Annotated in this window: 11 protein-coding genes and 2 pseudogenes; all 13 read left to right on the plus strand. The window is 68.3% G+C overall.

From position 1 onward, the window contains the following. Nucleotides 1-85 precede the first annotated feature (85 nt). Nucleotides 86-343 (plus strand): annotated as a pseudogene (locus KDW55_RS28920) (methyl-accepting chemotaxis protein); the annotation flags it as partial. A 3-nt stretch (nt 344-346) separates the two neighbouring features. Continuing rightward, a complete protein-coding gene (locus tag KDW55_RS28925; RefSeq protein ID WP_040142898.1) occupies nt 347-1,333 on the plus strand; it encodes a CheR family methyltransferase in 987 nt (328 codons plus the stop codon). Beyond that, nucleotides 1,330-2,076: a chemoreceptor glutamine deamidase CheD gene (cheD, locus tag KDW55_RS28930; protein ID WP_059548028.1), complete on the plus strand. Its 747-nt coding sequence runs from the start codon at nt 1,330-1,332 to the stop codon at nt 2,074-2,076. The genes KDW55_RS28925 and cheD overlap by 4 nt, the downstream gene beginning before the upstream one ends. Next, nucleotides 2,073-3,164 carry a chemotaxis response regulator protein-glutamate methylesterase gene (locus KDW55_RS28935; RefSeq protein ID WP_040142900.1) on the plus strand — a complete coding sequence of 364 codons (1,092 nt, stop codon included), beginning with the start codon at nt 2,073-2,075 and terminating at the stop codon, nt 3,162-3,164. Before cheD ends, KDW55_RS28935 begins: the two co-directional genes overlap by 4 nt. Before the next feature lie 67 nt (nt 3,165-3,231). Continuing rightward, nucleotides 3,232-3,627: a chemotaxis response regulator CheY gene (gene cheY, locus KDW55_RS28940; RefSeq protein ID WP_006754880.1), complete on the plus strand. Its 396-nt coding sequence runs from the start codon at nt 3,232-3,234 to the stop codon at nt 3,625-3,627. A 2-nt stretch (nt 3,628-3,629) separates the two neighbouring features. Next, entirely contained in the window at nt 3,630-4,364 is a 735-nt protein-coding gene (gene cheZ, locus KDW55_RS28945) for a protein phosphatase CheZ (RefSeq protein WP_059548026.1), read from the plus strand. Nucleotides 4,365-4,638: 274 nt separating this feature from the next. Continuing rightward, nucleotides 4,639-5,142: a DUF2844 domain-containing protein gene (locus KDW55_RS28950; RefSeq protein WP_040144856.1), complete on the plus strand. Its 504-nt coding sequence runs from the start codon at nt 4,639-4,641 to the stop codon at nt 5,140-5,142. A 16-nt stretch (nt 5,143-5,158) separates the two neighbouring features. Continuing rightward, a complete protein-coding gene (locus KDW55_RS28955; RefSeq protein WP_040142902.1) occupies nt 5,159-6,427 on the plus strand; it encodes a DUF3443 domain-containing protein in 1,269 nt (422 codons plus the stop codon). Between the two features lie 160 nt (nt 6,428-6,587). Then, complete coding sequence (locus KDW55_RS28960) at nt 6,588-7,085, plus strand: VOC family protein (protein ID WP_040142904.1); 498 nt, start codon at nt 6,588-6,590, stop codon at nt 7,083-7,085. 380 nt (nt 7,086-7,465) lie between these two features. Further along, the gene (locus KDW55_RS28965) at nt 7,466-7,846 is read left to right on the plus strand and encodes a DUF805 domain-containing protein (protein ID WP_040142906.1); all 381 of its coding nucleotides are present in this window, start codon (nt 7,466-7,468) and stop codon (nt 7,844-7,846) included. Between the two features lie 318 nt (nt 7,847-8,164). Beyond that, the gene (flhB, locus tag KDW55_RS28970) at nt 8,165-9,364 is read left to right on the plus strand and encodes a flagellar biosynthesis protein FlhB (RefSeq protein WP_212149681.1); all 1,200 of its coding nucleotides are present in this window, start codon (nt 8,165-8,167) and stop codon (nt 9,362-9,364) included. Continuing rightward, nucleotides 9,361-11,463: a flagellar biosynthesis protein FlhA gene (gene flhA, locus KDW55_RS28975; protein WP_040142912.1), complete on the plus strand. Its 2,103-nt coding sequence runs from the start codon at nt 9,361-9,363 to the stop codon at nt 11,461-11,463. Before flhB ends, flhA begins: the two co-directional genes overlap by 4 nt. Continuing rightward, a pseudogene (gene flhF, locus KDW55_RS28980) lies at nt 11,460-12,070 on the plus strand (flagellar biosynthesis protein FlhF); the annotation flags it as partial. The gene flhA and the pseudogene flhF, both read left to right, overlap by 4 nt.

Genomic DNA, 12,070 nt, shown 5'->3' on the forward strand with positions numbered 1-12,070 from the left:
TTTTTAAAGCATAATACGGCATACGAGATTAGGAACCGGGTCTCGTGGGCTAGGAGATGTGTATAAGAGACAGGCCCAGCCCGCGGCACGCCGTGCCGCCAGCGCCCCGCATGCCGCCGCCCCGGCGTCGGGCAACGATGCGAAGCGCACGGCCGAGCCCGCCGCCCGCGCGCAGAAGGAAGCGCCGGCCGCCGGCGGCTACGGCCCGCGCCTCGCGAAGGCGTCGGCTGCACCGGCCGGCAAGCCGACGGAGAAGCCCGCACTGGTGCGTCCGGCGCTGAACGGCGAGAAGCCGGCGGTCGCCGCGGCCGGCGGATCCGACGACGACTGGGAGACCTTCTAAGCCATGCCGTCCGCGCGCGCACCGTTTCGATCCGATGCCCCGGAAGCCTCGCCCCGTGCGGGCGAGCCCGGGCGCGACTTCGCGTTCACCGGCGCGGATTTCGCACGCATTCGCGCGCTGATTCATCAACGCGCCGGGATCTCGCTGTCCGAGCACAAGCGCGACATGGCGTACAGCCGGCTTGCCCGCCGGCTGCGCGCCCGCGGCCTCGACACGTTCCGCGATTATCTGGACCTGCTCGAGCAGGAGGACGATCCGCTCGAGTGGGAAGCGTTCACCAACGCGCTGACGACGAACCTGACCGCGTTCTTCCGCGAGTCGCACCATTTCCCGATCCTCGCCGAGTTCGTGAAGACGCGGCCGGCGCCGGTCTCGGTGTGGTGCTCGGCGGCGTCGACCGGCGAGGAGCCGTACTCGATCGCGATCACGCTGATCGAGGCGCTCGGCGAATCGGCCGCGCGCGGCGCGTCGATCCTCGCGACCGACCTCGACACGCAGGTGCTCGCGAAGGCCGACGCCGGCATCTACACGTACGACCAGGTCAAGCACCTGAGCCCCGAGCGGCTCAAGCGCTTCTTCCTGAAAGGCACCGGCGCGCAGGCCGGCCGCGTGAAGGTGCGCCCCGAACTGCGCGCGATGATCCGCTTCGAGCAACTGAACCTGACCGATGCCGACTACGGAATCGGCAAGCCGTTCGACGCGATCTTCTGCCGCAACGTGATGATCTATTTCGACAAGCCGACGCAGGGGCAGGTGCTGTCGCGCTTCGAGCCGCTCGTGAAGCCGGGCGGGCTGCTGTTCGCCGGGCATTCGGAGAACTTCACGTACGTCACGCAGGCGTTCCGGCTGCGCGGGCAGACCGTATACGAACTGACGCGCGATGCCGCGCAGGGTGCGCGTGCGCGCGGCGCGGCCACGCCGGCCGCGGTGCCGCCGCGCATGGCCGCACGCGTCGCGGGTGGCGCGCCCGCTTACGGAGAACGCGGATGAGCGCCCTGCCGATCGCGACCAATCGCTACTTCGACAATCACTTCGAACGCCCGGGCGTGAAGCTGTTGCCGAACGAGTTCTACATGACGTCCGAGGACATGGTGCTGATGACCGTGCTCGGCTCGTGCGTCGCCGCATGCCTGCACGATCCGTTCGCGGGCATCGGCGGGATGAACCACTTCATGCTGCCCGACGACGGCGCGGATGCCGGCGCGGCCGCGTCCGACGCGATGCGCTACGGCGCGTACGCGATGGAAGTGCTGATCAACGAACTGATCAAGGCCGGCGGACGCCGCGAGCGCATCGAGGCGAAGGTGTTCGGCGGCGCGGCCGTGCTGGCCGGGATGACGACGATCAACATCGGCGACCGCAACGCGGATTTCGTGCGCCGCTATCTGGCGCTTGAACGCATCCGGATCACCGCCGAGGATCTGCAGGGCGTGCATCCGCGCAAGGTCGCGTTCATGCCGCGCTCCGGCCGCGCGATGGTGAAGAAGCTGCGGCTGCAGGTGCCGGGCGTGACCGAGCGCGAAGCCGCGCTCGCGCGCGAGGCCGAGCGCCTGCGCGCCGCACGGCCGCGCGCGCACGTCGAGCTGTTCGCGGCGAAGCGGCCGGCCGCGCCGCCGCCGGCCCGGCCGCGCATCGAGTTGTTCGGCGCGCGCGGCGGCGCAGCCGCGCCCGCGGCCGGCGTGAAGACAGGCAGCTCTTATGCGGCCAACCTTTCGAGAAAGCAGGAGGCATGACCGCAGTGCAGAAGATCAAAGTGTTGTGCGTCGACGATTCGGCGCTGATCCGCAGTCTGATGACGGAGATCATCAACAGCCAGCCCGACATGACGGTGTGCGCAACCGCGCCCGATCCGCTCGTCGCGCGCGAGCTCATCAAGCAGCACAACCCGGACGTGTTGACGCTGGACGTCGAAATGCCGCGCATGGACGGCCTCGACTTCCTCGAGAAGCTGATGCGCCTGCGGCCGATGCCGGTCGTGATGGTGTCGTCGCTGACCGAGCGCGGCTCGGAAATCACGCTGCGCGCGCTCGAACTCGGCGCGGTGGATTTCGTCACGAAGCCGCGGGTGGGCATTCGCGACGGCATGCTCGACTACGCGGAAAAGCTCGCGGACAAGATCCGTGCGGCGTCGCGCGCACGCGTGCGCCAGGCGCCGCAGCCGCAGGCCGCCGCGCGCACGGCCAGCGGCCAGCCGGCGGCGCCGATGGTCAACAACCCGCTCGTCAGTACCGAGAAGCTGATCATCATCGGCGCGTCGACGGGCGGCACCGAGGCAATTCGCGAGGTGCTGACGCCGCTGCCGCCGGATGCGCCGGCAGTGCTGATCGCGCAGCACATGCCGCCCGGCTTCACGAAATCGTTCGCGCAACGGCTCAACGGGCTGTGCCGGATCGCGGTGAAGGAAGCCGAGCACGGCGAGCGCGTGCTGCCGGGTCACGCATACATCGCGCCCGGCCATGCGCACTTGCTGCTCGCGAGGAGCGGCGCGAACTACATCGCGCAGCTGTCGGACGAGCCGCCGGTGAACCGCCACCGGCCGTCGGTCGACGTGCTGTTCCGCTCGGCGGCGCAGCACGCGGGCAAGAACGCGATCGGCGTGATCCTCACGGGGATGGGCCGCGACGGCGCGGCGGGCCTGCTGGACATGAAACGCGCGGGCGCGTATACGTTCGCGCAGGACGAGGCGAGCTGCATCGTGTTCGGGATGCCGCGCGAGGCAATCGCGCTCGGCGGCGCGGACGAGATCGTGCCGCTCGCCGAGATGAGCCGGCGCGTGATGGCGCGACTGGCGACGATGGGCGACCGCGTGCAGCGCGTCTGAATGAAATGTCACCGGGCGCGTGCGATGCTGCGTGCCCGGACGGTAACGAATCTGCAAAGGAACGACGATGGACAAGAGCATGAAAATCCTGGTGGTGGACGACTTCCCGACGATGCGCCGGATCGTCCGCAACCTGCTGAAGGAGCTGGGCTACACGAACGTCGACGAAGCCGAGGACGGCGCGGCCGGCCTCGCACGGCTGCGTGGCGGCGGCTTCGACTTCGTGATCTCGGACTGGAACATGCCGAACCTCGACGGCCTCGCGATGCTGAAGGAAATCCGCGCTGACGCGACGCTCACGCACCTGCCGGTGCTGATGGTCACGGCCGAGTCGAAGAAGGAGAACATCATCGCGGCTGCGCAGGCGGGCGCGAGCGGCTACGTCGTGAAGCCGTTCACGGCCGCGACGCTCGACGAGAAGCTGAACAAGATCATCGACAAGATGGCCAAGGCCGGGAGCTGAACGTGAACGAGCCGATCCATGCGGCGCTTGCCGGCGCGGCAGTCAACGCCGACGGCCATGCCGAAGGCGCCGATTACGCGAGCGACCGGATCCTCGCCCGCATCGGCCACGTCACGCGCACGCTGCGCGATTCGATGCGTGAACTCGGGCTCGACAAGCACGTCGAGCGCGCGGCGGAAGCCGTGCCCGACGCGCGCGACCGGCTGCGCTACGTCGCGACGATGACCGAGCAGGCGGCCGAGCGCGTGCTGAACGCGATCGAGATCGCGAAGCCGATGCAGGAACGCATCCACAACGAGGCCGAGGCGCTCGACGCGCGCTGGGCGCAGTGGTACGCGGCGCCGATCGAGCACGCGGAAGTGCGCGAGCTGATGCACGACACGCGCACGTTCCTGCACGCACTGCCCGAAGCCGCATCGGCGACCAGCGCGCAACTGCTCGAGATCATGCTCGCGCAGGACTTTCAGGATCTGACCGGGCAGGTGATCAAGAAGATCATGGACATGGTCTACCTGATCGAGCAGCAGCTGCTGACCGTGCTCGTCGAGAACATCGCGCCCGAGCGGCGCGAGCAGTTCGCGGCGACCGCGGCCGCGCTCGCGGCCGAGCAGAAGATCAGCGCGACCGGCAGCCCCGAGTCGCTGTTGAACGGGCCGCAGATCGCGCCGGAAGGCAAGTCCGACGTCGTGCAGGATCAGGCGCAGGTCGACGACCTGCTCGCCAGCCTCGGTTTCTGATCCTGCGCGGTTGCATCGCGTGACATCGGCGCCGCTGCACAGCGGCCCGATGGGCAGCGCGTGCGCAGAGTTCCCCCCCTCCCGCGGCGTGCGTTCCGCACGCGATGTTGCGTCGCGTCATACTGCGACCAATTGACACTCTGACACACTCCGCAGGCATACTACGCGTCAGCAGGCAACGAAGCGCCATTCTTGCGATTCTTATTTGTTGACTGGCGGCGCCGGATCTGATTGCGGCGCGTCGGGCAGCGAAACCAGTCCCTTGGGGGGGAACGTGAAGCTGAAACGCTTGGGCTGGGCCGTCGTGCACGCGACGGCTGCAACGGCTGTGCTGTGGTCGGTCCACGCACACGCCGAACTGGGCGGCGCGCCGATGTCGCCGCCGGCGGACGATCACGCCGCGACCGTGCGCGCGATGCAGCGCGCGATGCGCTCGGCCGACGGCGCGCAGGCGAACGCCGCCGCGTACACCGTCCGCGAGATCACGCTCGGATCGGGCACGATCATCCACGAATACACGACCGCCGGCGGCACCGTGTTCGGTCTCGCATGGCGCGGGCCGAGCATGCCCGACCTCGAATCGCTGCTCGGCAGCTATTTCCCGCAGTACACCGCCGGCGTGCAAGCCGCGCATGCGGCGCGCGGCTGGCGCGCGCCGGTGTCCGTCGATACGACCGGCCTGGTGATCCGCACCGGCGGCCACATGGGCGCGTTCGCGGGCCAGGCATGGCTGCCGAACGCGCTGCCTGCCGGGCTGACCGGCACCGACATCCAGTGACAGCGGGAGAGCGATCTTGCGAATTCCTCGTACCTTCAAGCGCTGGCTCGGCCTGCTGAGCGTCGCGGCCGCGACGGCGCTGCTCGTGACCGCCTGCGGCGGCGGCGACGACAACAACGGCGGGAGCGGCGGCAACAGCGGCGGCACTAGCGGCGGCGGCTCCAGCGTGTCCGACGGCAATACCGGGAACACGGCGGTGATCTCGGTCGGCACCGGCGTCGCGCACGTGATCAACATCCCGACCGTCAACCTGAAGATCTGCGCGCCCGGCACGTCGAACTGCCAGGTGGTCAACAATGTGCTGGTGGACACCGCGTCGTACGGGCTGCGGCTCGTCAGCAGCGCGTTGTCGTCCGGCGTGTTGAACGGTCTGCCGCAGACGACGAGCGGCGGCGCGCCGGTCGCCGAGTGCGGCAAGTTCGTGTCGAGTTACACGTGGGGGTCGGTGCGAACCGTCGACCTGTCGATCGGCAACGAGCAGGCGAGTTCGCTGCCGGTGCAGATCATCGGCGATCTGGGCACGACGAACGTGCCGAGTTCGTGCTCGAACAACGGTGCGAGAACCTCGGCCAACACCGCGGGCGACCTCGGCGCGAACGGGATTCTCGGCATCGGGCCGGCGCCGCTCGACTGCGGCACCAATTGCGCGACGTCGACGTCGCCGACGTACAACAATTACTACGCGTGCCCGAACGGCAATTCGAGCTGCACGGTCGCGCTGGTGCCCGCCACGCAGCAGGTGGCCAATCCGGTCCACCGCTTCGCGACCGACAACAACGGCGTGATCGTGCAGATGCCGAACATCTCGAACAGCGGGCAGGGCAGCGCAACGGGCCTGTTGACGTTCGGGATCGGCACGCAGAGCAACAACGCGCTCGGCGCGTCGACGGTGCTGACGTCGACGACGACCGGCGACGTGAGCGCGACGTTCCTCGGCAACAGCGTGACCGCGTTCTTCGATACCGGCTCGAACGCGTACTTCTTCAACGATCCGGCGCAGAAGGTCTGTTCGACCAACACGCAGTTCTACTGCCCGTCGTCGCCGACCACTTATACGGCGACGCTGACCGGCAAGAACGGCACGTCGGGCGGCGTATCGATGCCGGTCGTCAACGCCGATTCGGTGTTCGCGAATTCGTCGACGTTCGCGTTCAACGACATTGCCGGCCCGTTCGGCCCGGACGGCTGGCTCGATCTCGGCATGCCGCATTTCTACGGCAAGACGATCTACTTCGGGATGGACAAGACGTCGAGCGGCGGCGCGCAGCCTTACGTCGCGTTCTGACGCGCGCGTACGACGACCGCGGAAAGGGGGCGTGCGACCGCCGCCTTTTTTCGTCCGCCCCTGGTTGCGTACTACGCGCCGGCCGCGCGCACCATCCCGTTTCAGCGCCTACGATATAAGACCGGCACCGGTGCCGGTACGACATCGAGGAGGCAGCGCCATGAGCCAGCGCATCCAACGCATCACGCCGTTCCTGTGGTTCGACCGCGACGCCGAGGCGGCCGCGAACTTCTATGTGTCGGTGTTCGACGACGCGCGCATCCTGCACGTCGCTCGCTACGGCAAGTCCGGCGCCCAGGCGTCGGGCCAGGCCGAGGGCACGGTGATGACGGTGTCGTTCGAACTGGACGGACAGGCGTTTCTCGCGCTGAACGGCGGCCCTGCGTTTCCGCTCACGCCGGCCGTGTCGTTCGTCGTCAACTGCCGCGACCAGCACGAGATCGACCGCTATTGGGCGGCGCTGGCCGAAGGCGGCGACGAGCGCGCGCAACAGTGCGGATGGTTGCGCGACCGCTTCGGCGTGTCGTGGCAGGTGGTGCCGGTGCAAATGCCCGAACTGATGGCCGGCGACCCGGCCCGCGCCGAACGCGTGATGGCGGAAGTGATGAAGATGAAGAAGCTCGATCTGCGCGTGCTGGAGCAGGCGGCGGCCGGCTAGCTCGTCACTCCGGCCGCTGCGGGCGGCCAGCGCGGCGCCAGGTGCGATCCGCAACGTGCCAAGGCAATCCCGCTGTTCCCTCTCGCCCGATAAATCGCGTGCCGGGCGATCGCCGCGATTATCGGTTGCAGCGCCTTTCATGCGGCTGTAATCAAGCCATGGATTATTCGGCTTCTAATTCTGTCGGGAGCGCCGTGATTATTAAAATGACGTGACATGCAAGGCCATGGCGGGGCATTCGGCCATTGCGGCGGCTTCTGCGCGACTTTGAGGCAGACGGGTTGCCGGTGTGCGAAAAACAGATGCAATGCGCGGAAATTAAAATTTATAATGCCCGCGTTGTTTCCGGGGTCGCCAATATAAAACATGAGGGCAATAACATGAATTTCACCGAAGCCATTCGTTCCGTATTCAACCAGTACGCGAAATTCGAAGGCCGCGCGCGCCGCGCCGAATACTGGTATTTCGCGCTGCTCACCGGCATCGTGTCGCTCGCGTGCCAGGTGCTCGCCGCCGTCGGCCGCGAGACGGGGGCGATTTCGCTGCTGCTGGCGCTCGTCGCACTGATCGTGTCGCTTGCGCTGGTGCTCCCGAGCCTCGCGGTCACCGTGCGCCGGCTGCACGATACCGGCCGCTCGGGCTGGTTCCTGCTGATCGCGTTGATTCCGATCGTCGGCGGGATCCTGCTGCTCGTGTGGATGTGCTCGCGCGGCACGAACGGCCCGAATCGCTACGGCGCCGATCCGATTCCGGCGATCTGAATGCCGGCCGCCCCGTGCGCGACGCCGTCGCGCCGGGGCCGGTCGTTCGCCGCCTGGCCTGGACCGGTTCGCTTCTCCCCCTTCCGCTTCGCGGCTTCCCGCTCCCGCATCCCGCTCCCCGCTTCGGCTGCCATCAATTCACCGGCCTCTCGCCTCACCCCCCGCGCTTCCTCGGCTTCGCCCCCGCCGCACCAGCTCGCCCGATTCCCCGAAATACCCCCCTTTCCCGGCTTTGCTCGACGGATCGGCGTTTGACGTGCGCATGAATAATCGGTGTCACTGGAAAACGGCATTTCGCCGTACCCGACTGGAGGCCCCGTGGCAGACGAGAGCGATCTCGACAGAACCGAAGCCGCCACTCCGAGGCGCCGCGAGAAGGCGCGCGAGGAGGGGCAGGTCGCGCGCTCGCGCGAACTCGCTTCGTTCGCGCTGCTCGCGGCCGGTTTCTACGGTGCGTGGCTGCTCGCGGGTCCGTCGGGCGCTCATTTGCAGGCGATGCTGCGCGGCGCGTTCGCGTTCGATCGCGCGACTGCGTTCGACACGCACCGGATGCTGTCCGCAGCGGGTGCCGCGAGCGTCGAAGGCCTTGCCGCGCTGCTGCCGCTTCTTGCGCTCACCGGTCTCGCCGCGCTGCTCGCGCCGATGGCCCTCGGCGGCTGGCTGATCTCGCAGAAGACCTTCGAGCTGAAATTCGACCGCCTGAACCCGATCGCCGGCCTCGGCCGGATGTTCTCGATCCAGGGGCCGATCCAGCTCGGGATGTCGCTCGCGAAGACGCTGGTCGTCGGCGGGATCGGCGGGATCGCGATCTGGCGCAGCAAGGACGAACTGCTCGGCCTCGCGACTCAGCCGCTCGGCTCGGCGCTCGCGGACGCGATGCATCTGGTGGCCGTGTGCTGCGGCACGACGGTCGCCGGGATGCTGGTGGTCGCCGCGCTCGACGTGCCTTACCAACTCTGGCAGTACAACAAGAAGTTGCGCATGACAAAGGAAGAAGTGAAGCGCGAGCATCGCGAGAACGAAGGCGATCCGCACGTGAAGGGCCGCATCCGCCAGCAGCAGCGCGCGATCGCGCGGCGCCGGATGATGGCCGCCGTGCCGAAGGCCGACGTGGTCGTCACGAACCCGACGCACTTCGCCGTCGCGCTGCAGTACACGGACGGCGAGATGCGCGCGCCGAAGGTCGTCGCGAAGGGCGTGAACCTCGTCGCCGCGCGCATCCGCGAACTCGCGGCCGAGCACAACGTGCCGCTGCTCGAGGCGCCGCCGCTTGCGCGGGCGCTGTATCACAACGTCGAAATCGAACGCGAGATTCCCGGCTCGCTGTACTCGGCCGTCGCCGAGGTGCTCGCGTGGGTCTATCAGCTGCGGCGGTTCCGCTCGGAAGGCGGCGCGTTCCCGGCCGCGCCGGTCGATCTCGACGTGCCGGCCGAACTCGACAAGGGTTCGACGGTATCGGCCGACGACGAGCGCGAAGAAGCCGAAGACACGCTCGGCAAGCAAGGACACGCAGCATGAGCACCCCGACTACCGGCCTGTTCGCCAAGCGTGCGAACCCGTTCGCGGGCACGAACCTGCGCGCGCTCGCGGGCCCGATCCTCATCTGCATGATCCTGGGGATGATGATCCTGCCGCTGCCGCCGCTGCTGCTGGATCTGTTGTTCACGTTCAACATCGCGCTGTCCGTGATGGTGCTGCTCGTCAGCATGTACACGATGAAGCCGCTCGACTTCGCCGCATTCCCGAGCGTGCTGCTGTTCTCGACGCTGCTGCGCCTGTCGCTGAACGTTGCGTCCACGCGCGTCGTGCTGCTCGAGGGCCACACCGGCCCCGATGCGGCCGGCCAGGTGATCGAGGCGTTCGGCCACTTCCTCGTCGGCGGCAACTTCGCGGTCGGCATCGTCGTGTTCGTGATCCTGATGATCATCAACTTCATGGTGATCACGAAGGGCGCGGGGCGGATCGCCGAAGTGTCCGCGCGCTTCACGCTCGACGCGATGCCGGGCAAGCAGATGGCGATCGACGCCGACCTGAACGCGGGCCTCATCAACGAAGAGCAGGCGCGCAAGCGCCGTCTCGCCGTGTCGCAGGAAGCCGAGTTCTACGGGTCGATGGACGGCGCGTCGAAGTTCGTGCGCGGCGACGCGATTGCCGGCCTGATCATCATGGCGATCAACGTGATCGGCGGGCTGATCGTCGGGATGGTCCAGCACGACATGTCGTTCGCCGCGGCCGGCACCAACTACACGCTGCTGACGATCGGCGACGGCCTCGTCGCGCAGATCCCGTCGCTCGTGATCTCGACGGCCGCCGGCGTGATCGTGTCGCGCGTCGCGACCGACGAGGACATCGGCACGCAGATCACCGGCCAGCTGTTCACGAACCCGCGCGTTTTGACGATTACCGGCGCGATCATCGTGCTGATGGGGCTGATCCCCGGCATGCCGCACTTCGCGTTCCTGCTGCTCGGCGGCGGCGCGATCTGGCTGGCCCGCTTGCAGTCGCGCCGGGCGGCCGCGCGCGTCGCGGCCGGCGACCTGACCGAGATCGCGCCGCCCGCCGCGCTGCCGGCCGACAGCCACGAGGCGACCTGGGACGACGTGCAGCTGATCGATCCGCTCGGCCTCGAAGTCGGCTACCGGCTGATTCCGCTCGTCGACAAGAACAGCGATGGCGAGCTGCTCAAGCGCATCAAGAGCATCCGCAAGAAATTCGCGCAGGAAATCGGCTTCCTGCCGCCGGTGATCCACATCCGCGACAACCTCGAACTGCGGCCGAACGCATACCGGATCGCGCTGAAGGGCGTGGAGATCGGTTCGGGCGAAGTGTTCCCGGGCCAATGGCTCGCGATCAACCCGGGCCAGGTGACGGCCGCGCTGCCGGGCGCCGCGACGCAGGATCCGGCGTTCGGGCTGCCGGCCGTGTGGATCGACGTCGCGCTGCGCGAGCAGGCGCAGGTGTACGGCTACACCGTCGTCGATGCGAGCACGGTCGTCGCGACGCACCTGAACCATCTCGTCGTCCAGCACGCGGCCGAACTGCTCGGCCGCCAGGAAGTGCAGGCGCTCGTCGAGCGCACTGGCAAGGATGCGCCGTCGCTCGTCGAGGATCTCGTGCCGAAGACGATCTCGCTCACCACGCTGCAGAAGGTGCTGCAGAACCTGCTCGACGAAGGCGTGCCGATTCGCGACATGCGCACGATTCTCGAGGCCGTGTCCGAACACGCGGGCCGCGGCGACGCGTACGAGATCACCGCCGCGGTGCGGCTGGCGCTCGGCCGCGCGATCACGCAGCAGTGGTATCCGGGCGCGGGCGAGATGCAGGTGATGGGTCTCGATTCGAATCTCGAGCGCGTGCTGTCGCAGGCGCTCGCGACCGGCGCGAACCCGGGCCTCGAGCCCGGCCTCGCGCACAACCTTCTGACCGGCACGCAACAGGCGATGCTGCGTCAACAGAATCTCGGGCTGCCGCCGGTGCTGCTGGTGCAGCACGCGCTGCGGGCGATGCTCGCGCGCTTCCTGCGCCGCAGCCTGCCGCAACTGAAAGTGCTGTCGTATGCCGAAGTGCCGGACACACGCACGATCAAAGTCGTTAACGTCATCGGGGGTTCCGCTTGAACATTCGCAAATTCACCGGCGCGACGAGCCGCGACGCGCTTCGTCTCGTGCGAGAGGCGCTGGGCGCCGACGCCGTCGTGCTGTCGAACCGCACGCTCGATGACGGCAGTGTCGAAATCGTCGCGCTTGCCGACTCCGAGCTCGCGGCGGTCGCGCCGCCGGCCGCCGCGCGTGCGCGCACCGTCGTGCCGCGTGGCACGGATTCCGTACCGGCTGCCGCAGTGCCGGGCATCGTGTCGCGTCCGGGTGCCGTGCACGCGCGCCCGGCCGTCAATCCGTATGCGGCCGGCGAAGGCGGGTTGCCCGACGTGTTCTCGTCGGTGTTCGGCGCGAGCGCCGACACCGCTCAGCCGCCCGCGGAACCGTCATCGTTCGACACCGATACGGACGCCCACACCGAAACCGACGCTCGCGCGCATGCCCATGCCGCAGCCCACGCGTCGCCGTCGCCGGCCACGCCGCCGGCCGCGGCTTCCGAACCCGCACCGTGGCTCGTCGAGCACGCGAAGCGCCTGACGCAGCAGCGCGAAGCGCTGATCGCGCGCGCGCAGGCCGCGGCGGCCGCGCCGCAGGCGCCGGTTCGCGCGCAGCAGGGCGCCGCGTCCGC

Source organism: Burkholderia sp. AU19243 (genome assembly GCF_018148075.1).
GTDB lineage: Bacteria > Pseudomonadota > Gammaproteobacteria > Burkholderiales > Burkholderiaceae > Burkholderia > Burkholderia latens_A.